This is a genomic window from Bradyrhizobium sp. BR14999, assembly GCF_056106085.1.
Map to the genome: position 1 here is coordinate 1,989,299 of NZ_CM148536.1, position 20,372 is coordinate 2,009,670.

Annotated in this window: 20 protein-coding genes and 1 pseudogene; 7 read left to right on the forward strand and 14 right to left on the reverse strand. The window is 60.2% G+C overall.

Going from position 1 to position 20,372, the window contains the following annotated elements; genetic code table 11:
- Positions 1–46 precede the first annotated feature (46 nt).
- Entirely contained in the window at positions 47–1,393 is a 1,347-nt protein-coding gene (locus ACR9YP_RS09190) for an MFS transporter (RefSeq protein WP_474219451.1), read from the forward strand.
- A gap of 65 nt (positions 1,394–1,458) precedes the next feature.
- A complete protein-coding gene (locus ACR9YP_RS09195) occupies positions 1,459–2,610 on the forward strand; it encodes a hypothetical protein (protein WP_474219452.1) in 1,152 nt (383 codons plus the stop codon).
- A 1,513-nt stretch (positions 2,611–4,123) separates the two neighbouring features.
- Here the strand turns inward: ACR9YP_RS09195 and ACR9YP_RS09200 are convergent.
- The 6 genes from ACR9YP_RS09200 to ACR9YP_RS09225 all read right to left on the reverse strand — a co-directional run bounded on the left by ACR9YP_RS09200 (position 4,124) and on the right by ACR9YP_RS09225 (position 9,872).
- A complete protein-coding gene (locus tag ACR9YP_RS09200; protein ID WP_474219453.1) occupies positions 4,124–4,576 on the reverse strand; it encodes a cupin domain-containing protein in 453 nt (150 codons plus the stop codon).
- Between the two features lie 246 nt (positions 4,577–4,822).
- Positions 4,823–5,605 carry an SDR family NAD(P)-dependent oxidoreductase gene (locus tag ACR9YP_RS09205; protein WP_474219454.1) on the reverse strand — a complete coding sequence of 261 codons (783 nt, stop codon included), beginning with the start codon at positions 5,603–5,605 and terminating at the stop codon, positions 4,823–4,825.
- Between the two features lie 188 nt (positions 5,606–5,793).
- Positions 5,794–6,786 carry an alpha/beta fold hydrolase gene (locus ACR9YP_RS09210; RefSeq protein WP_474219455.1) on the reverse strand — a complete coding sequence of 331 codons (993 nt, stop codon included), beginning with the start codon at positions 6,784–6,786 and terminating at the stop codon, positions 5,794–5,796.
- Positions 6,787–6,937: 151 nt separating this feature from the next.
- Positions 6,938–7,219, reverse strand: coding sequence for a phasin family protein (locus ACR9YP_RS09215; RefSeq protein WP_474219456.1), 282 nt, complete (start codon positions 7,217–7,219; stop codon positions 6,938–6,940).
- A 1,039-nt stretch (positions 7,220–8,258) separates the two neighbouring features.
- Positions 8,259–9,449 carry an extracellular catalytic domain type 1 short-chain-length polyhydroxyalkanoate depolymerase gene (locus ACR9YP_RS09220; protein ID WP_474219458.1) on the reverse strand — a complete coding sequence of 397 codons (1,191 nt, stop codon included), beginning with the start codon at positions 9,447–9,449 and terminating at the stop codon, positions 8,259–8,261.
- 3 nt (positions 9,450–9,452) lie between these two features.
- The gene (locus ACR9YP_RS09225) at positions 9,453–9,872 is read right to left on the reverse strand and encodes a CopG family transcriptional regulator (RefSeq protein ID WP_474219459.1); all 420 of its coding nucleotides are present in this window, start codon (positions 9,870–9,872) and stop codon (positions 9,453–9,455) included.
- A 222-nt stretch (positions 9,873–10,094) separates the two neighbouring features.
- Here ACR9YP_RS09225 and ACR9YP_RS09230 point away from each other — a divergent pair.
- The 3 genes and pseudogenes from ACR9YP_RS09230 (at position 10,095) to ACR9YP_RS09240 (ending at position 10,797) form a co-directional block, all read left to right on the forward strand.
- Positions 10,095–10,279 (forward strand): annotated as a pseudogene (locus ACR9YP_RS09230) (cold-shock protein).
- 138 nt (positions 10,280–10,417) lie between these two features.
- Complete coding sequence (locus tag ACR9YP_RS09235; RefSeq protein ID WP_474219460.1) at positions 10,418–10,576, forward strand: hypothetical protein; 159 nt, start codon at positions 10,418–10,420, stop codon at positions 10,574–10,576.
- On the forward strand, positions 10,573–10,797 hold the full coding sequence (locus ACR9YP_RS09240) for a hypothetical protein (protein WP_474219461.1): 225 nt from the start codon (positions 10,573–10,575) through the stop codon (positions 10,795–10,797). Before ACR9YP_RS09235 ends, ACR9YP_RS09240 begins: the two co-directional genes overlap by 4 nt.
- Before the next feature lie 359 nt (positions 10,798–11,156).
- On the opposite strand, the gene ACR9YP_RS09245 is transcribed toward ACR9YP_RS09240, so the two are convergent.
- Positions 11,157–12,596 carry an IS1182 family transposase gene (locus ACR9YP_RS09245; RefSeq protein WP_474219463.1) on the reverse strand — a complete coding sequence of 480 codons (1,440 nt, stop codon included), beginning with the start codon at positions 12,594–12,596 and terminating at the stop codon, positions 11,157–11,159.
- 432 nt (positions 12,597–13,028) lie between these two features.
- Between ACR9YP_RS09245 and ltrA the strand changes: the two genes are divergently transcribed.
- Positions 13,029–14,504, forward strand: a complete 1,476-nt coding sequence (gene ltrA, locus ACR9YP_RS09250; RefSeq protein WP_474219464.1) for a group II intron reverse transcriptase/maturase — start codon at positions 13,029–13,031, stop codon at positions 14,502–14,504.
- A gap of 257 nt (positions 14,505–14,761) precedes the next feature.
- On the opposite strand, the gene copD is transcribed toward ltrA, so the two are convergent.
- From copD to ACR9YP_RS09280, 6 genes are all read right to left on the reverse strand, one after another.
- On the reverse strand, positions 14,762–15,721 hold the full coding sequence (gene copD / locus ACR9YP_RS09255; protein WP_474219466.1) for a copper homeostasis membrane protein CopD: 960 nt from the start codon (positions 15,719–15,721) through the stop codon (positions 14,762–14,764).
- A gap of 12 nt (positions 15,722–15,733) precedes the next feature.
- The gene (locus tag ACR9YP_RS09260; protein WP_474219467.1) at positions 15,734–16,093 is read right to left on the reverse strand and encodes a copper resistance CopC family protein; all 360 of its coding nucleotides are present in this window, start codon (positions 16,091–16,093) and stop codon (positions 15,734–15,736) included.
- 3 nt (positions 16,094–16,096) lie between these two features.
- Positions 16,097–17,098 (reverse strand): hypothetical protein, encoded by a 1,002-nt coding sequence (locus ACR9YP_RS09265; protein WP_474219468.1) that lies wholly within the window; start codon positions 17,096–17,098, stop codon positions 16,097–16,099.
- A 50-nt stretch (positions 17,099–17,148) separates the two neighbouring features.
- Positions 17,149–17,517 (reverse strand): DUF2946 family protein, encoded by a 369-nt coding sequence (locus ACR9YP_RS09270; RefSeq protein ID WP_474219469.1) that lies wholly within the window; start codon positions 17,515–17,517, stop codon positions 17,149–17,151.
- A 404-nt stretch (positions 17,518–17,921) separates the two neighbouring features.
- Positions 17,922–18,548 (reverse strand): hypothetical protein, encoded by a 627-nt coding sequence (locus tag ACR9YP_RS09275; RefSeq protein WP_474219470.1) that lies wholly within the window; start codon positions 18,546–18,548, stop codon positions 17,922–17,924.
- Positions 18,549–18,560: 12 nt separating this feature from the next.
- The gene (locus tag ACR9YP_RS09280) at positions 18,561–18,881 is read right to left on the reverse strand and encodes a hypothetical protein (protein WP_474219471.1); all 321 of its coding nucleotides are present in this window, start codon (positions 18,879–18,881) and stop codon (positions 18,561–18,563) included.
- Between the two features lie 214 nt (positions 18,882–19,095).
- Here ACR9YP_RS09280 and ACR9YP_RS09285 point away from each other — a divergent pair, with 214 nt between their 5' ends.
- The gene (locus ACR9YP_RS09285; RefSeq protein WP_438103047.1) at positions 19,096–19,287 is read left to right on the forward strand and encodes a CsbD family protein; all 192 of its coding nucleotides are present in this window, start codon (positions 19,096–19,098) and stop codon (positions 19,285–19,287) included.
- A 298-nt stretch (positions 19,288–19,585) separates the two neighbouring features.
- Here ACR9YP_RS09285 and ACR9YP_RS09290 read toward each other — a convergent pair whose 3' ends face one another.
- Positions 19,586–19,738 (reverse strand): hypothetical protein, encoded by a 153-nt coding sequence (locus ACR9YP_RS09290; RefSeq protein ID WP_474219473.1) that lies wholly within the window; start codon positions 19,736–19,738, stop codon positions 19,586–19,588.
- Positions 19,739–20,372: the final 634 nt, after the last annotated feature.

Below are 20,372 nucleotides of genomic sequence, written 5' to 3' on the forward strand. Positions count from 1 at the left end.
CGCAGAAATGTAAACGTTTACATCATAAACAAACCGGAGGGAATGAATGACCACTATTGTTGAACCCATCGCTCGAGCCACGCCGCAAACCATGGCGCCGGCGACGCCGCATGAGAAACAAGTTGCCACTAAGAGCATGACCATAGCTTTGGGCGGTGGTGTGGCGCTGGAGTGGTACGACTGGACCGTCTACGGAATGATGGCTTCTTTTCTGTCGCCGCTGTTCTTTCCCTCCAGTGATCCGACGACGTCGCTGCTCGCCGCACTTGCCGTGTACGGCGCGGGCTTCTTCGCGCGACCGGTAGGAGCAGCGATACTCGGTCCCATTGTCGATCGCATCAGCCACAAGCGGGTGATGATGATCTCCGTCACCGCGATGGCATTGTGCTCGCTGCTGATTTCGGTGTTGCCGGGTTACAGGGAGCTTGGCCTCGCTGCGGCGGTGATATTGCTGCTTATCAGGCTCATCCAAGGGCTCGCCACCGGCGCCGAAGCGGGTGTCGCCAACGCCATTGCGATCGAACTTGCGCCGCCGCGCGAGGAGGGGCGATACCTTGGTCTGATCAGCGGCACATTTATCCAGCTCGGTGTCTTCGCATCCAGTATGGTCGCCTTTTTCGTGAGTGCCTCGGTGGCTCCCGAGACCATGCACGAATGGGCTTGGCGGCTACCCTTTGCAGTCGGCGGAGCACTCGGCCTGCTGATCGTCTATTTGCGTAGCAAACTGCCAGAGACCTTGATCAAGCACGCCATGCATCGCGACGGACTGTCGCGAACCCAGAAGACCACAGGCGACGTGTGGAAGACGCTCTGGAGCGTACGGCTTTCGCTGCTCGCCGTCATCCTGGTCGTCGGAGCGGTACAGATTGCGAACTACGCCTGGAATGCTGGTTTGCCTAACCTGGCCAACGGTGTGTTCAAGGAGAACTCCACCTGGGTGTACGGGATTACGACACTCATGGGCGTGATCTGGATCGTCACAGCGCCGTTCGTGGGCGCCTTCGCAGACAAGATCCGGCCCTCGCGCGCATTCACGCTGCTGCGCCTGCTGCTCGTCGCGTGCTTCTTTCTCACGTTGGTCTATTCCGAGAAGAGCATTTCCACGTTCTTCTTCGTGATGGTGTTCGGAGGCGCGATCGTCGGCTTCAACATGGCTCTCTACAACTTTATCGCAACCACCCTGATGCCGCGCGCAGTGCGTACGACGGGTATCGCTGTCGGGTATGCGCTCGGGGTATCACTGTTTGGCGGGACGTCGCCCTATCTGCTGGTGTGGTTGCAGCATGCGCAGATGGCCTGGATGTTTCCCGTGTATGGATCCGTGATCGCGGTGCTGAGCGTGGTCGTTTATCACCTCGCGAAGAAGCGCGGCCACGTCTGCATCGGCGACTGACGTTAAGACCCTGTCGCTACACAATCGGGCGTCGCTTGGCCCGAGAGACCTTCTTGGGAGAAAACATGTCCAGAAGCGACTTCTTATCCGCGCGTGAGCGCATGCTGGCGCGCATTGCACAAACGAGGGATGCTTCCACAGCTGGCCTACCGCATTGGGCCCGTACTGAGGATGGAAAATGGACGTTCACCTCCGATGGCGATTGGACCGGCGGGGCATTCGTTGGCGAACTCTGGCTCGCCCATCTGGCGGACCCGCAGCGCTTCCCGATATCTGACGCGCATGCCGCGCTGGCCCGGATGCTGCCTCGTGCCGAGCGCCGGACGGCATTCAAGGGCTTTGGCTTCTACCACGGTGCGGCGCTTGGAAGTATCCTCTTCGGGGATGAAACGGCACGTGATGCTGCGCTCACGGCAGCTAGGTCTCTGGAGCAGATGTTCGACCCAAGACTGGGCTTGATCCCGTTAGGCCAGGAGGCTGAGGAGGCCAGCGCCGTGGGGATAGCTGAAAGCAGCATCGACTCCCTGCAGGCCACGGGTCTGCTTTACTGGGCGGCGGACCAGCTGGGTGACTCGCACATGGAGGACGTCGCCAACGCCCACATGCGAAGGGTCTTGGAGATCCATGTGCGACCCGATCGTTCGGTGATCCAATCGTCTACGCTCGACCCGCAGACGGGAAAAGTGCTGAGAACGCATACGCATAAGGGATACAACGATGTTAGTACCTGGGGACGCGCGCAGGGGTGGGCGGTGCTCTATACCGCTCATGCGGCCATGGTTCGTCCGCAGGAGTCTTTGTGGCGCGAATATGCCATGCGCGTGCTGGACTGGTGGATCGCCCACGTTCCAGCGGACCTCGTTGCGTACTGGGACTTCGATGACCCGGCAATTCCGAGTACCAGCAGGGATACCGCGGCCACTGCGATCGCCGCGGCAGCATCCTTGCGACTTGCGTCCGCACTCGGCCCCACTGGTGGCGCCAAGTACCAGGACTTCGCGGAACGTACCGTGACCCAGCTCGTCTCGGGATACCTGACGCCCATCGGCACTGGCGACCAGCGCCCGCCTGGAATGCTCACCGGGGGATGCTTCACCCGAAAAGCCGAGGCGCGCGATATCGACACAGCGCCGGACGCCGAACTGATATTCGGTAGTTACTTCTTGTTTGAGTCGCTTGCGATCCTCACCGGCCTCGTGGCTGCAGGTCGGATCTAGACAAAAGCCGCGGGGGTGTCCCGGGTGCGGAGGCTCCAACGCGCCGACAGCGAGCTTATCGAGACCTCCCGTAGTCGTGATTTGGAAACGGGAGTGATCGAGAAAAGAGCAGTCATCGAGGTGTGACGAACCATGCCGCGATTTAGAAGGGAGTCGACCAACAATACGGAATGGTCGAAGGCGACAGCCTTCTTGTGGCGCGGAACATCAGCTATTCTGGAAAATCTGGCCAAAAATCACGATCAGAGGCCAAAACGCACGATGATGATGCTGAGCGTCTAGGTTGGGCTGCATGAGTCCGGAAGCTTTGTCCGGCTGACGGAAGGCCGCGCGAACCTGACCGATGACGTTCTCAAGATCATGTGCGAGGCGAACGAAGGAAAGACCGCCCGTGCAGGAAGTCCCTCTGACATGAACGTCCAACAGGAACATTGCTATCGGGTGGAACGTTGAACTTCGACTTGCGGAGAACGCCTCCTTGGTAGTCCAGAGGGTAACGGCCGCCCCAGGGTGGCAGCGACAGTGGCCAACATTTTAGTTAGTCGAGACCAATTCAATATCACGCCTGAAGGCATTACACACAAGCCAACGGGCGCCGCGTTTATTCCTGACATCGGCAATCCTCTCTCCGGGAGCTTTCACCTAGGCCAACTCGAAAGCGAACCTCGAGCCGGCGACCGACACGATCCGGAGACCGTGAAGAGGATAATGCAAGAGCTGTGGGCTGAATATGTCGAGGCGAATCCGACCTCGTTCGGTAGGTCATCCTAAGCACATGGGCCGAATCCAGGTTCTCCAGCCGCTCCGGTTATCGCCTCGAATTGGCCGCCAACACGCCCGAATCGCAGACTTCTCTTGGTCGTGTAAAAATGAGGTGGCTCCGTAGCTCCGATGTCGCGCGATCTCTCAAGCCCAAGCCATTGGCTGCAACGCGCAGCCCAGACGCGTGCCAAAGCAGAACGCACCAGAGACGCGGCTAGCCGAGCCCGGCTGACCAAGATGGCTGAGGAATACGATTACCTTGCCGAGCAGGCCGAGCGGCATCTGGAAGATCAATCGGAACCGAGACCAATCAGGACCTGACTTGACTGGGCGCCAACCGCACGATCCGCTGAGCAATACGCTTTCCTTGTGTACATGCTGTCGCCACTACCCCGGCACAGCGACTGGAGGTATTGCCTCGCTCACGTCGCCCCAGTCGTGTCAGCCTTCCCTGATATGGCCGTCAGGTCGGCCTGTGCATCGTCCTTTTCGAGGCTTGCTCAGCGTTCACTCGCGTTACGGCCTGCACACTCGCGCTGTCACCGTATATCGTGACAGCTATCCGAAGGCTTCAGCCACTTCGTCACCTCCATAGCTGCTCCGGTTACTTCCGGCTGGAGCGTTTGGCGGGTGGGACTTGCACCCACTGGAAAGCGCCGCGCACACCAATAGCTGACATCCCGCCTGTGCGGAATGACGAAAGAGGCCACCGATTAAGATGGCCTCTTTTTTATGCTTCGGCGCTTCGTTTTTACTTTTTTCGCGGATCGTCGCCTGGATCGATGAACTCGATGCCACCCGGCCCGGTGAACACAATTTGGACCATCGTTTCTTCGTTTGTCGTCCAAACATAATGGGGGTGCTTTGCCGGGAGCGCGAAGACGGAGCCCGGCTTCAATATCTCGCCTTTCGCGGGATCAAACTTTTCCCCCATGGCGTTCCCAAAGCTGCCACTCATCGCGGTGACGACCTCGGCATAAGGATGGGTGTGTGGCGGCACTTTAAAGTTCGGCGGGAACTTCACCCGCTGAACGATCGTCTCGGCCTTTGTTGGGTTACCGATCAGGATGGCGGTTTGCGCGCCCCTGAAGACCGGATGTTCTACCCACGTTAGCCCATCGGGCTTGACCACCTGCATCGCATCTTGAGCTACCGCAGAACTTGCCAACGCGATCAAAGTGGCGGCGACAAAGGATTTGTTCATCCTAACCTCCTCCCTAATGTTGTCGCGGAGCTTGAAGGCCCCATAGCATACAGCGAAAAAGTTAGACTGAGGGCGGTTAAACTCATTTTCGGATCGGCTTGAGTTGTTATTGCGAACCAAGTTCGAATTGGGTCGCGTGGGGGCGTCGCGGATAACACCCGGCAAGATGACGTCAGGGCGGTGAGAGAGAAGCAGCAAGCGACCAACAACCGACATTCCGAAATTATGCTTCAAGCTTTAGTGTAGTCACTGGACAGGAGGCGCACCGTCAAATCCTGTAATCTTCCGCATAGTCTGTCGACGTTCTTCAGCGGACATCCTGGCGAGTCGATCGGCGAACGCCTCGCTGTTCTCCGTCACGAACCAATGAACTTTTCTGCCCGAGAGCGCCTCTTTTACGGTCGCTGCAACTTGATCCGCCTCAACGCTCACGCCGAGGATACTCATGGACTTAGCCTTGTGGGCGGCTTGCAAGATCATAGGCGTGCGAACGTAGCTCACCATCACGTCGCAAACCCAGATGCCTTCCGTCTCCAACTCAATATTGAGTGCTTCTGTGAGGCCCCGCACAGCGAACTTGCTAGCCGAGTAGACCGCCTGCTCGGCAATACCGTACATCGCGGCCATCGAACTCATCGTCACAACCTTCGACTCATTGCTCTTTTTTAGAAACGGAAGCGCTGCTGCGGTACCATTCAGAACTCCCTTGATGTTGACGTCGCAGATCGCATACATTCTATCGATCGGCGTTTGCTCAAACATGCGCATGTCGAGAATACCCGCGCAGTTAAAGAGCGCGTCGAGTTTGCCGCCACTGCTTTCGGCAAAGTCTTCAATGGCGGCCTTGATTTCCGGAAACTGCGTGACACTAGCTTTGTAAATGTTGGCCTTCGAGCCGAATGTTTCGGTCATCCGGTCTGGGTTAAGATCGCAGACGCCGACTTTCCAGCCCTCAACAATGAGGAGACTTGCCGTGGCCAGCCCAATCCCCGAGCTGGCGCCAGTAATGAAGATCGATCGATCTGACATCGTCTTTCTCCTGATGCATTGGCGTGACCTTAGTCCACCTGGCTCGTCATGTCTCCTTGGGGTCAGAAGCGGCGGTTGACGCCAGTGCGGCTGAGCGTCTCCTAGACCTCGCATAGCCGACATCTCAACGGCTTAAGTGCTGTTTGGCTTCGGGCCACTTCCGGACGCCCGCATTGCAACAGGAAAGCCTATGCGGTCCTCACCGGTGCGGTGGGCGCCAGCGCCGTCACGGCATCCGCTATTCCCGGCGTATCAGCATAGGTAACCATGTGACCGGCATCCTCGACCAGATGTAGCAGGGAGCCGGGCAACGCCTCGTGCAGGCGGCGCGACTGGTCGGCCTCGATCACCCGGTCACCCTGTCCATGCAGGATCCTAACGGGACACCGGATGCCCCGATACTGAAGCTGCAACTGTGCGGCAGCTGGAATAAGGAACGCGCTCTCCTCGGCGGCCGCCCTCAACTGCTTGGGCCGGAGAGCCAACGAGATCGGAAATTCGTTCTTGAATTTCGGCGGAATGGCACGCGGCGCGAACAGCGTACGCATCAGCTTCGGTGTAATGGCCCATGATATGATCGGTGAGATAGTGTAGCGCATCAAATCCCCGAGCAGCGGCAGTGCCGGACCTGACATGAGCCAAAAGTCGATCCGAGAGGTTGGAAAATAGTAGCCGGACACAAGCACGAGCCCACTCACGGTATAACCGCTTCGCAGTGCCAGCGCGATTGCCACCAGCGTTCCCCAAGAGTGGGCGAGCACCACTGGGTTGCGCACTCCAAGCTGATCAAGAGCCTTCGCGAACAAGGAAGCTTGCGTTGTGGCCGTCCAGATGCGCGCGCGCGGACGGTCGCTGTAGCCAAATCCTGGCCGGTCGAAGCAAACGACGCGATAGTTGTGGGCCAGGCGGTCGACCAAACCGCTTAGGACGAGATCCTGAATCATGGTGCCGTTCCCGTGGAATAGGACCACGCAAGGCGCGGCGGCATCGCCCCGTTCGATATAGTGAAGGCGCACGCCGTCGCACTCGATAAAGACGCCGATCGGCGGATTCTTTCGCTCCGCTGCGACCTGAAACGCAATGTTGCCGAGGATCAGAACAGCAAGTCCGGCCAAAACGATCAACAGCACGGCTTCAGTTGTGGACATGTTGTCAACCTCGCGATAGCGGGTATCTCGCATCGGCTCTGAGCCCGCTAAGGGCCGATGGCCGATGCTGATTCCCCTCCCTCGTTGTGAGCCGCGCTCCCCAGCCGAAAGGAACAACCGTGATCGGCGCGTGCGTGCTCCGCGTTTGCGTCCATCCTTTTGCCGCAGCGGGTACGGCTTACAGTTATCGTCCCGGGAGAGTCGGGAGCTCTCGGCGCGGCTTGATGCGCCAGAACGGATATGCCGCCAATTCTTTCGAATGCTGCCCGAACATATCGACCCGTCTACTTGTAAACTCCGTAATGACGCCGAAAAATTCAGCTGGTGACCTGATCGTCGCAAGTCCCAGGCCGAATTCAAAAGCAAATTGCACGTTGGCCCAGGCTATTTCGAGAAGCTTCGCTTGATACGCCTGCATGTTTGCCGTCGCTGAAGCAAAGCCTTTCGTTGGATCGCTATCCGTCATTCTCTGACTGAGGTCATCTGGTAAGGCATCCACCCGAGCCTCAATAATAGGAACCTCGTGTTAGGATCATCATGAAGCTTAAGAGGCGGTTCAATCGAGACTGCCGCAACAGAGCGAAGAAAATCCTCTTTCGGGCTCTTAACAATGGCCGGCTTGTTCCGTTGGGCCCGCGCGGCCGTTTTCGGATTGCGGGCGCGCTTTGGCGCCGTTGCCGGTTTTCGTTTGCTCATCTGACGCTCCAAGCAAATGCGGGTGCGACCACAACTCATTTCTGAAAGGACAACAGGCTTTGTGATGTGGCGTTCCAAATCCGCGCATTGTCGGAGTCCCGCATGAATAGAGATCAATCGCACGTTCTGGGAGTGAACGTTGATTTTAGGTAGCAACTCCAACAAACAAACACCTAGCTGGCGATCTTTCAGACCTATGCTCCATGGCGTCAGTCTGAGAACAATCAGCCCTCCACTCGTTGTGCTCTCCCGCTTTAAGTTGCGGCGACTACGCAAGCGTTCATGCCTTGATTTTCGCGAGACTTCCTTGAAGCGAACCTTCGGAAGACGGCATCTGAAGAGGCGTTGGCGTGATGCGGGCGGCGGGTCGCCGACCGTTCTCATCACGGACGTCGAGCTGCCCCATCGACGGATCGCAGATCGCCGAACGTTGCCGAGAGGATCATCGCAAACTCCCGGTGATTGATGCGACTGGTTACTCGCCGTCGCGCTCCGCCCGGTGCCCGGAAAGCCTGATGTTGCAGAAGCCCCCTTGTCCGGAGGACATCGTCAGTGCCGTTAGGCGGGTGGCTTCGGATCGGGCCTAGGCGGTCGCCTTGATCAATCGAGCTTCGTGGATGGGCGCTCAAAGGTATTAGATCTCTCCAAGAATCTGCGGCTCCTTTCGAGTTGAAAGCCTGAAAGGTGACTTCATCCCGCACGCAGCGCGCGCCGCGCTGGCGGATAGAGGGCGGCTTCGGCGACGCCAAGCTGATCCCGAAGCTCGGCGACGGGCCTCGGGGACAACCTGAGCGCCCTGTGAAGCCGGACTAGCCACCGAGCGAATGCTCGAGGAAGAAGCGCAGCATTTCCCTCGTCGCATCCGGCCCTTGCGGATCAGTGTAGGACCCGGCGGGGCTGCCGCCTGACCAGGCGTGTCCGGCGCCATCGATGTTCCAGTGTTCGAAGACCGCCCGACCGGCCCCGTCGATCAGGATGGTGCGAGTATAGGCATGGCCGTGGGGTACGCGTCCGCGAAGTATCTTCGTCGTCGGCCTCGTTGCCCTGGCGGACTGCTCGATAATCTGATCGCCATTCTTTGGATGCACCGTAGTGTCGCGATCGCCATGGAAAACGATGGTCGGCACAGAAGTTTTGCCATCCGCAATTGCCTTGGAGCCGCCTCCCTGCCGCATGGCGACGAACGCGGAGGGAAGATCGCTCGCGGCCCCGCACGCGAGGCCTGAATGAATACCAACGGCCGCGTACAGGTCGCTATATGTTGCGCCCATGATGGCGGCCGCGGCCCCGCCGGCCGACAGACCCGCGACGTATACGCGCTTCGGATCGATCGCATGGCCGCGCATGATCTCGCGGGTAATGCCGGCGATCATGGAGGGCTCGCCCCCGCCGCGGCGCTGGTCGCCGGTGCGAAACCAGTTCCAGCACTTCGAATGGTTGGCCCCGCTCGGCTGCTCAGGATAGACCACGAAGCAATTCTGCTCTTCCGCCAGGAAGTTCATCCGGGTGCCGGCCGCGAAATCGTCCGGCGACTGGGTGCAGCCATGAAGCATGACGATCAGGGGAAGCCGTTGTCCCTGACAGCGGCTTGGGATGAACAGTTTGTAGGTCCGGGTTCCCGCGGCGTTACTGAAGGTACCGGCGATAAACCGTGTGCCCTCGGGCACGATGTCCGATGGGGACAGCGGAGCGCGCGTGATCGGACTTCGCAGGCGGAGCCCCGAAAAATCCCGCATGCCGTCGAGCAGTAAGGAGCGTCTGCGTCCCTGAGCAGAGCGGGCCGGCGAGATCTGCGAAGCTTCCCGCTCCTCGACGACGTCGGCCGTGGCGTCGATGGTAAGCGGATCGAGGCGCGGGAGCCGAGCCTGAGCGGCGCTGCGAGACTCCGGTCCTGGAGCGCTACCGCCCTGGAGCATGCGCTGCAGGAGCGCGGTGGCCTCGACCAGTTGGCCGGCACGCGTGAGACGGGTTGCCTCACGGACTATGTCTTGATTCAGCATCGTTCACCTCGTTCTGTCGGCGAGAGCGGTCTTGACCGCGGGAGTGGCGTGAAGGGCGCCCAGCACCGAGATCGACGCGATTGTGGCGCGAGCCAACTCGGGAGTGACGTCCTGGGCGATGGTGGCTAAGCCCAAAACATTGATCTGCAGCATCTCGCCGGCGCGCCGCGCCGCTTCGAGATCTTCGCGAGTGTAGTTGCGCAGCCCGAGGTCCAGGTTCTTCCGGGCCGTGGATTGTCTGACGACCTCTGCGTGGCGCTCGAGCTGGTTCCGGATGGCTGTCCGGATGAAATCGGTCCGGTTCGAATAGAACCCTTCCTGCACCATGAGATCGACATGACCGAGGTCGACGTAGCCAAGGTTGATTGTGATCTTCTCGGTGTCGGGGGCCTTGGGTCGTAGCTCGTGCACATTAAGGGCCATAGCTAACATCCACTTTTACCATCCTCCTGGATGGTTCCTGGATGTTATTTAGATGCTCCCCGGCACCTTTCAAGGGATGGAGCGGATAGACCCGCGCCCACGGAGCTCCGACATCGCGCATGCGGGGAAGGGTCAACGACCTCTGCCGCGACCGAAACACGCTCGGGAAAGGAACGCCCGCCGATGAATTTGGCTGTAGCCCAACCTGCCTACGGGCGGAGAATGGGAGTCTCGCCCGTTCCGACGAAGGGCTATGGCTTCATCCAGCCGGACGACGGCGGCCCCAACATCAGTGCGGTCAAGAAGGCTGGCTTTACCGCGCTCGCTGACGGCGTGCTGCATCAGCCCACGAATTGAGAGCGGGGCGCCTAGGTAAAATGTCCGCGGAAAATCTGCGCGTCAGCTGACAATCGGCGGGTGGATATCCCTTGATAATATCGAGGTTCGGCATGTCCCGCGGGAATGTGGGCGCCCAATGGGCCAAACCCCAAACAAAAGCAAGCCGCTAGGGCGGAACAACACTGTGGCCTCGAAATTAAGCTTCCATGGGAGCTGTAAAGGACATCCGCAAGCAGGCTGAGGTGGCCGAAAAGGCAGCCGCACGCACTGCTGACGCCTTTGTGGCAAATCAGATGAAGATCTTGGCCGAGGCATTCCGGGCCCAGGCCGATACCATGAAAAAGAACAAAAAGAAGAAGAAATGAGTTTCACCGTCAGAGGCATGTGCAAGCACGGCGAGCTGGCGCACCGGAGGAAGACCGCCGAAGCGGCCCTTGCGAAGGCCAGGGAGCTTGCCAAGATCGGCTGCTACGACGTCCACATCATTACCCCGGAAGGCCGGGACTACGCCTCGTCCGAGTTCGGAGACCTTCCACGATCGCGCGTCGCATGGCGGCTTATTCAGAAAACCAACACCCACCCGTGAGCTGGGACAATTTCGGGACGATCTGGCCGTCACCAGCCCTCGCCCTTAAATCGGCAATTGCTACCGTTCCGATCGTATTCGTGGTTGGGCTGGACTGAAGATAGCAAGACGCGTGCTGTTGGTGTTCTGCTGTGCCGCCGCAGCGAGCGGCCATGCCACCGCACCACACATGACACTCAGAAAAGCTCGCCGCCTCATGTCCGCACCGGCGTAAAGAAAGATGATCCTCTGACGCACGTTTAGCACCCCGGAGAGCGGCCCGGATGCTTAATTGCGGGACCAAATGCCAGCTATGGGTCTTGGCCGTGTAAAAACGGCTTCAAAGGGCATCGGTCCGGAAGCTAGGAACCGCGCCTGTCTCAGGCCGCGATCGCAGTGATCAGTGGCTTGGCCCCGACGATGTTCATGACCCGTGTAAGATTATAGGCCAAGACCGAGAGTGCCATCTCGGCCGCTACTTTTGGGAGCGTTTTGGTGAGGAAGTGTGTCGCTCCCATGCGGGCCTTCATCGTGCCGAACGGATGCTCGACCGTCTCCCGACGCTGACGCATGGCTTCTGGGTTTGCGTCAAGGCGCTGCTGCACAGCCTCAAGCAGATGCTCGTGCTCCCAGCGTGTAATTCGCCGCTCTGGTCCTGTCGTGCACTGCGATTTGAGCGAACAACTTTGACACGCAGTGGTCCAGTAGCGCCGCAGCATCTTGCCGTCTTCTTCGTTTGTGTAGCGATACGGCAATCGCTCCCCGGCCGGACAGCGATAGGCGTCCTCCTCTGGCAAATAGGCAAAGTCCTGCTTACCGAAGCGCCCCTCCGATTTGGCACCCGACGTCAGCGGCTTGGGCAGAGTTACGGTGATGCCGGCCTCGTGGCACGCGAGGATCTCCGGGCTGTTGAAGTAGCCGCGATCGGCTACAGCTTCGAGCGTCTCGGTCTCGAGAACAGCCTTCGCCTGCTTGGCCATATTGGCGAGTTGTGCCCGATCTGAGCCGCTGTTCGTCACTTCGTGCGCTACGATCAGATGGTGCTCGGTGTCGACGGCGACCTGCACGTTGTAGCCAACGGTGCCGGAGCCCCGGCCGCTTGTCGCCATCGAACGGCTGTCGGGATCGGTCAACGAGATTTGCTGATCGGGTGACGCAAGCATCTGCTTCTCGTAGACGGCAAGCTTGCCCATTTCCTCCCTCAGCTTCGTCAGCTTCTCGGTTAGCCTCGTCACCTTGGCGGCCAACGCCTCGCTCGGCTCCTGCCGGTCGGCCGTGTCCAGTTGGCTCAGATAGCGCGCGACGCTCTCCTCCAGCTGCGCGCGCCGCCGCTCCACCTTCGCGCGTGTGAAGTTCTTGTCCCGGTTGTTCACAGCTTTGAACTTGCTGCCATCGATGGCGACGCTCGACGTCGCGAGGAGACCCATTTCACGGCAGAGTTCGACGAAGCGTGCGCATACCTTGCGGAGCGCCAGGCCATTGTCTTTGCGGAAGTCCGCGATCGTCTTGTGATCAGGTGCGAGCCGGCCCAGCAGCCACATGGTCTCGACATTGCGTCCGGCCTCTCGTTCGAGCCGCCGGCTCGACTGCACCCGGTTCAGATAGCCGTAGATGTAAAGCTTCAGGAGAACCGAGGGATGGTATGACGGCCGACCGGTCGCCGCCGGCTTCACCCCCTCGAAGCTTAGCTCGGTCAAATCGAGCGCATCGACAAACACGTCGATCACGCGAACAGGGTTGCTCTCGTCAATGAAATCATCGAGGCACTCGGGCAATAGCGTCGATTGCCCACGATCCGCCTCCGCAACGAAGCGCTTCATTCCAGCCCCCCGCAAATCGTGCGGGAATCATATCGCGCGAATCACATCAAGCGCAGCGTTTTCACACAGGTGCGCCGGGAGACCGGCAAGGAGTAGGTGGTGCAAGTCCACTACGATGAAGGAATAGCGAACCGCATCGACCCCGAGCCGTGCGCAGGTATCCGCGAGGATGTCGGCGAAGCGTCGGTAGGGGGACGTGCAGGCCAACCATTGAGCCGCGATAGAAAAGTGATCCCGGGTGCCGACGCTGTCTGTGTAGCGGAAGGCAACATGCTCAAGAGCGTCATCGCAAGCGCTTGGGTAACCCGGCGTGGTCGAAGAACTTGGCATGCACGCACGCTCCCTGCACGGGAACCGGGAGGTCTCCGGGTTGGCCGAAAGCCCCTCTGGGTAGACGGTCCGCGACGGGAAGGCGAGGAGCCGTAGCCGTCGATGCACGATCCGGAGAAGTCTGACTCTGCCGTAGTAGCTGGGAAGTCGCCGAACAAAGCCGGGCCACCGGCGGCGGAGGCGGCGGAGCAAAGGGCAGGGACCAAGGGGAATGCGGATCAGCAAAGCACGCACCGGACGCAGACCCGGGCGCGCGTGACCCAGGCGCTGAGCCGCGTACGGCAAGCCGCAAGGCAAAGGAAGAAGGAGCGGTTCACCGCGCTTCTCCATCAGGTCAACGTCGACACGCTCCAGGTGGCATTCTACGCGCTCAAACGCAAAGCTGCCGCTGGAGTCGATGGGGTGACCTGGCAGGACTACGAAGTGAACCTTGAGCGCAATCTCGAGGATCTCCACGGAAGAGTCCACCGAGGAGCGTATCGGCCTCATCCATCGCGTCGGACATACATACCGAAGGCGGATGGCCGACAACGGCCGCTGGCGATCGCGGCCCTGGAGGACAAGATCGTCCAGGGCGCTTGCGCCATGGTGCTCAACGCCATCTACGAGGAGGATTTCCTCGGGTTCTCGTACGGGTTCCGACCTGGACGAGGGCCGCACGATGCGCTGGACGCCTTGGCGGTGGCGGTCACCAGCCGGAAGGTGAACCACATACTTGACGCCGACATCCGGGACTTCTTTGGCAGCGTCAACCATGACTGGTTGATCCGCTTCCTGGAGCACCGCATCGGCGACAAGCGCATCATCCGTCTGATCCGTAAATGGCTCAAGGCGGGCATCCTCGAAGACGGGATCGTATCCGTAGCTGACAGTGGGACTGGCCAAGGTTCGGTGATCTCACCACTCCTCGCCAACATCTACCTGCACTACGTGTTCGACCTGTGGGCCGATCGCTGGCGACGGCAAGAGGCCCGCGGCGGCATGATCGTCGTGCGCTATGCAGATGATCTGGTCGCAGGCTTCGAGCATGAGGACGACTCCCGTCGATTCCTTGATGCACTGCGTGAGCGGTTCGAGGCATTCTCGCTGTCGCTCCATCCGGGCAAGACCCGCTTGATTGAGTTCGGACGCCATGCGGCAGTCGAGCGCAAGAAGCGTGGCATCAGTAGACCGGAGACCTTCGCGTTCTTGGGCTTCACCTTCATCTGCGGGAAATCTCGACGGGGTGCCTTCCAACTACAGCGGAAGACCCGGCGCGACCGCATGCGGGCGAAGCTGCAGGAAATCAAGGCGGAGCTGCGGCAAAGAATGCATCAGCCTATCCCGTCTCAGGGACACTGGCTGAGGCAAGTCGTTACAGGCCACTTCGCCTATTATGCCGTGCCCACAAATAGTCGGGCGCTTTCAGCGTTCCGGCATTACGTGGCCGACCTCTGGCGCCGCACGCTTCGGCGGCGCAGCCAGAAAGACGGCTTCACGTGGGAGCGAATGACGAAGTTGGTCGCCGACTGGCTTCCCGCGCCGCGCATCCTTCATCCTTGGCCCGACCGGCGCTTCGCCGTTAAACACCCGAGGTAAGAGCCGGATGCTCGAATCGGGCTTGTCCGGATTCTGTGCGGGGGGTGTCCAGCAATGGGCATCCCTACCGCGATCCAGGGTCATTCGCGTCGATTTGGCCGCGTCACCACCACGTCCGGTCTGGCCTCGGCTGCTGACGTGCCGGGCGCCATCGCGATCTTCGCCTTCGGGCCCACAAGCCGAACTCTTGTTGAGGACCGGTTCTGGCGCGAAAACGGACCCCGGTCGGGTACGGCAACGCCTTCGACGATCGCAAATCACGACAAGGTCGTAAGATCGGCCAAGTGAACAGCTGGATGTAGCGTTCCGAGCACCGCAACAATGACAAGGATAGCCAGCCCGAATATTGTCTCGATCACACTATTTCGGATCAGTTGATCAAGCGTGGTACACGATTGCTGGCTTCCAGTGGACGCGAGCCGCGGCGTCAAGCGGTAGCGGTTGATGGCAGCGAAGGCGAGCATCAGCACGAACATCACCATTTTCAGCATCAGCACGCGCCCATATTCGGTCGCGATGAGTCCGTGAAGTGAGCCGACCAGAATGGCGGCGTTGACTATGCCGCTGAGCAGGAGGATTGCCACACTAACAATGCCCAGTGTCGAAAAGCGTTCGACGGCATTGCGGGCGAGCGATATGTCATTGTGTACCTCGGCCGTCGCCAAGAAGGTAATCAGCGACACTAGGCCGCCGATCCAAGCCGCCGCGGCCACTACATGCAAGGCATCTGCAACTACGTGCAGATAGCCGGTTGCGCCAACGGTCGAACCGGCATGGCCGGTCCAGGCGAGGCTGCCGGCAAACCCAGTCGCCGCTGCGAGCCCTAGCCATTTTGTGATCGCCGCGCGGTCGTAGACGAGGCAGGCTGCCAGGCAGATCGCAAGACCTGCGCGAACGGTCGTTATCTCACCGAACTGCGTCTCGTTGACGACCGTCGATAGCACGTCGGCGGTCAGGGCCTCGTTGAGCGGCATTCCGCTCATCGACGCTGCTTGCAGCAACAGCCAAATCGCGCCGGAGATCACCGCGATGACGAGGCTGGCCCAAACACCTCGCCGCGTCCGGTTCCGGAACGAAATGGCCGCCGTGGTGTGGTGCTGCAAGACAGGCGTGGCGATGAAGGTGCCGAAAACAATGCTTCCGACCATCATCGCGGTGGCTGCGAAGTGCACGGCGCGCGTCGCAATCAACGGCGCTCCTGCTGCGGACCAGTCCATCGCGACTGTGCTCTATGGCCCGACCTCGAAGGTGAAGCTCCCATCGCTCGTGTGGGTGTCCACGGATAGCACGCGCCAATTGACGTGGTACGTCCCGACACCGCCTCCCTTTAACGAGACGGATATCTGGCTGTCGCTCACGCGCGCCTTCCCGGAATCGACGCGCTGACCGGAGGGACCGGTGACCCTTACCGTGCTGAACGCCGCTTCCAGTTTCTGGGTGAAGTAGAGCGTCACCGTGGGCGGCGGACTAGCCACCTTGTTGCCGACGCGCGGCTCGGCATGATCAAGAAAGGCGTGAGCGCTGGCTTCGCCCGCCATCAGCGAAGCGAGCAGCAGGGGCAGCAAGATCTGATTGACATAGCGTCGCATTGCTCAATTCCTTGCGAAAGGACTGGCAGGCTGGACCGGTCCGCCGAAAATGGGTTTGCCGATCCCGCGCGGATCGATGTCGTCGAGATAGAAGTGCAACTGACCGATTACGCCCACATTCGTTCCGCTTTGCCGGTTGATCGGAATCAGCGCCTCAACACCCACCTGAAACTTGTTGCCGATCCAGAGGACGCCGGGATTGATCGTGCCTGTCGTCGTCGTGCCCGAGGTCAGGGTGTTTGCCACCGGCGTTTGCAGGTTGAATTCGACGAGCGGGATCAGATGATTGATGAATTCCGGAAGGCCGAGATCGATGACCGCAGATTTCAGGTACGGCATGCTGTATTGGATCGTTCCGCCCCAGTTCAGAACGCGCGCGTGGAATTCAGTATCAGCCGTGAGATCGCCTGTGTCGGGGTCAATCCCGAATGTCGTCGTAAAATTCCTGGCCGGAATCGCGTAGCCGACCTGGCCGGTGATAGCCAACGGGCGCAGCCAAGAGAACGTGTCCGGCAGGTCCCCAAAGCCTTTGCCGAACCATAGCATCGGCGTGTAGGTGTCGAACGGATCGGCGCCGACGTTCTGCGCGCCGGTGCCGCCCCATTCGATGCTGAGGCCGACAGACATCACAAACTCATGCGTGGGATCTCTCAACACTCGATACTTGAACGTCGTTTCAAGGTTCTGAAAGCCGTTGGCTCCGGGGAGGGTTGGATCGGTAGGACTGAGGAAAGTGTAGGTCGACCCCAGCGCGATCGCGAAATCTTCGGTAATTCGCTTGGAAATCTCACCCGATACATCCCGCTGCCGAACGGGAGGAACGTCGCCTGTTTTGAAGCTGTCCACGGTCGGTAACGACAGCTCATCGTTCACGCCGGGATCATCGATGCCGAGCGTCGCTGGAAAGAAGCGGTTGCCCACGATTTCGTGAGCCAGGCTTCCGGAAAGAGGAACAAGCGCGATTGCGGCACCCCAAAGGCCCGCACGCGCACGAGAGATGGACATGAAAGGTCTCCGCAAATCGACGTGAAATGCAGCGGCGTAGGCCGCCGTGCTCACATCGACCGTGGAGGCCCACGTGCTTGGGTGTTCGAGCCGATCCGGGCCGACCGGAGTGCCGTCGGTACTTCCGGCCAGAGAACAATCAGAACCTGACCTGGGTGAGCGGCGATGGCATTCGTTCTTGGCGCATCGACCGCTGCTCCCGCGTGCGACACGCAAACCGCGCAAAGCCCATCATGCGCGAAGTTTTCGCGATCCTGGTTGCCCGAACCATCGCCTGCGCTCGCATGGCAAATGCTCGCGGATTGCAGCGGATCGACTATCGCGAGCGTCGTAGCCCAGCACGCAGCTATCAGCGCCAGGATCTGCATCACCAGCGCGAGCAGGAGGATGGGAAAAGATCGTTCTAGCCGTCGACGCATGGGTTTACCACGCGCCAAAGGCTATCGTAATGAGGGGCCATGGTCGAGGCAGGCGGCTACGACGAGGCGCAGAAGGAGCGTGCATCCAACGATTTAACGGATTGTGTTGTGCTGCGGCCACAAAGCGCGCCCGCTCTCCGGCGGGCGATCTCCGCGCACCCAGAATGGCCGTTCCTGACGGTAGGCTGATATGTGACCGATGGGGCGCTTCTGCTGAGGGTCAACAGCGCCGATTTGACTGGCGCTGGGTCACTTCCGGTCTGCCCCAATCAGCAGACCATTTAGGAGGCGAACCGTACTTCGCCGTCGGGCAAGGCAACATCACCTAGCCTGAGTTCGCCGTGGCGGTCTACGCAAAAAGCCCCGCCAGTGCGGGGCCTTTATCTTGTCGGTATTGACTAGACCTATCGCCGCGCACCTGCGCCGTACAGCTCGCGCTCTCGGCCGATGTCCTCCGGAGACAACGGCGGACTTGCGGCATCGAAGTCGCTCCAGCCGGCCTTCCGCCAAGCGGAGCTGCGCTCCTGAAGGTTGACCGACTTCTCATCGAGAAGCCCATCGAGGCGCGCTTGATCGTTGTCAGGCACCCTCGCGGAGACGAGCGTGCCACCGCGGCGAACTCCTTCCGCATAGCGCGATGCGTCTTCCTCGGAGACGCCGGCCTGAGTGAGCGCGCCGACGATGCCGCCTGTAGCAGCGCCCGCGACTGCGCCCGCGGCTGTGGAGGCGAGCCATCCCGCAGCCACGACGGGCCCAAGGCCGGGAATGGCCAATAGGCCGAGGCCGGCGAGAAGGCCTGCCGCAGCGCCGATGCCAGCGCCAATGCCAGCGCCCGCGCCGGCTCCCTCCGCGCGATCATCGACCCCGTCGCGGTCGCGGTCGACTTTGCCACTCGTTGAACCGTACCAATTGTCAGAATTGTTGGCGACGATGCTGATGTCGGAGTGCGGTACCCCGGCGCTCTCAAGCCGAGTGACGGCCCGCTCGGCGTCGGAATAATTGTCGTAGAGGCGAGAGATGGTGGTCGTCATGCTACCTGCTCCTTATTTTGCCGGATTGACGTTGCCCTGGAAGTCGACACTGACGTCGGTCTTGGTGCCCGCCTTGTCGGCCTTGCCGCGCCAGACACCTTCATTGTCCTTCTGCAGGCCGGAAACGTTGGAATACCCCGCGTCCTCGATCCGCGATTTCGCCTGACCCTCAGTGAAGCTGTTGCGGCCCGAAACCGGCGCGTTGGAATTGTTCTTATCGGAGCTGTTGACGGCGTTGTTGCCCGGGCCGCTTTGTGCCGGCTGTGACTGAGCGCCCGCGGGGGCAGACGCGAGCAGCAACAAGGTCGCGGCCAGCAAACTTAGACGTGACATATTTTTGTCTCCTGCAACTGATTGTGCGAGCGACAACAAGTGAGATTCGAATTGGTTGCTTCTGGGGAAGATGCGGAGTGCCGCAGCACGCTCGTGCTGACCGAGCTTGACTAGATGAGGCATTTGGAACGATTGCCAGAATGTCCCGTTTACTTGCCTTGCGCCGCCCGAGGCAGAGGCGGGGCTAATCTTCCGGACAGCAAGGGACACGATTATGGACCGCGAACATGTGAAGGGCGCTGCTGACAAGGTAAAAGGCGCCATCAAACAAGGTGCCGGCAAGCTTGCTGGCGACAAGGACATGGAAACCGAAGGCAAGATCGATAAGGCCAAGGGATCGGCCCACAACGCTGCGGGAAATGTGAAGGATGCAGCGCGCGACGCCGCCGACGCTCTCAAGAAATAGGTAGAAGAAGCGAAAATCAAAAACTAGCCGCCCTTTCGGGCGGATTTTTTTTGCCACTGGGACTGCCTAGGTCGGAACCGGGAGATCTCCGGGTCGGCCACCTCCTCCTCGGAGGACATGGTCCGCAGCGGGAACCGTCTTAAAGCGGTGCCGCCAACCGTGGCTTGGATCAACGTTCTTATCCTTCACCGCCTCGCGGACGAATTCGTTGACCTTGTTACGCGCCGTCTTCACCGCATTGCGCACGCCTAACTCGCCGGCCTTTGGATCAATGAAAAGATAGCCGCCTTTCGACTTCTCAAAAGAACGCCACGAAGCCTTCCTGGATGACTTGTCGATGGAGCACGACATCACGGGCTTCATCCGTCTTCACCGGCCCCGCCTCGGGTGTCACGTGAAGCACCCAGAGCTTGCCTTCGCGCCGGAGGTCCTCTTTGCGAATCTGGATCATCTCGCCAACGTGGCCACCCGTGAAAGCGCACAGCCAAGGCACCCACCGTTTAGCCGCTGCGAGCTTCGGAGCTTCCCGTCCGGGCACGAACTCGCGGGCGTGCTTCAGGATATTGCGCGTGGTTTGGCGCGGTTCTTGCCGCCGAATGACAGCGCGAATGTCAGGCTTGAGACGAATGTCCCAAACTTGACGCGCGTACCCAATACGAGGCGCTCGAGATCCTCGATTTCAAGCGGCACGCTGCTTGCTTCAATCGTATCACCGTCACCGACGCCGGTTTCACGGCGCTCGGCTGAAAGGAGAGGGTGCAGCGGAGTGTTTGATGAGATCTAGAGTTCGTTCTTGCAGAACCACAAGGATTGCGCCTTTCGCTAGCTGCGCAGCCAATCGGCGGGCTTTCGGCCGGCATGGGCCCGCGGCAAACAAGGTCTTTGTGGCCAATTGCGTCTGCACGAAGTTGGTCCCGTAATCACCGCCAACGCTGGGTCCTGAAACGCAGTCGAGGCGACAGCGTTTGCCCGTTCCTCATTGTGCGAGCGCCACAATGATATAGCGCGAGGTTGGGACCAGGCAGGACTGCTTCTTGAAGCAATACGGCAGCTCGGCGCGTAAGCGGAAGTCGCCGCAAGGTGAG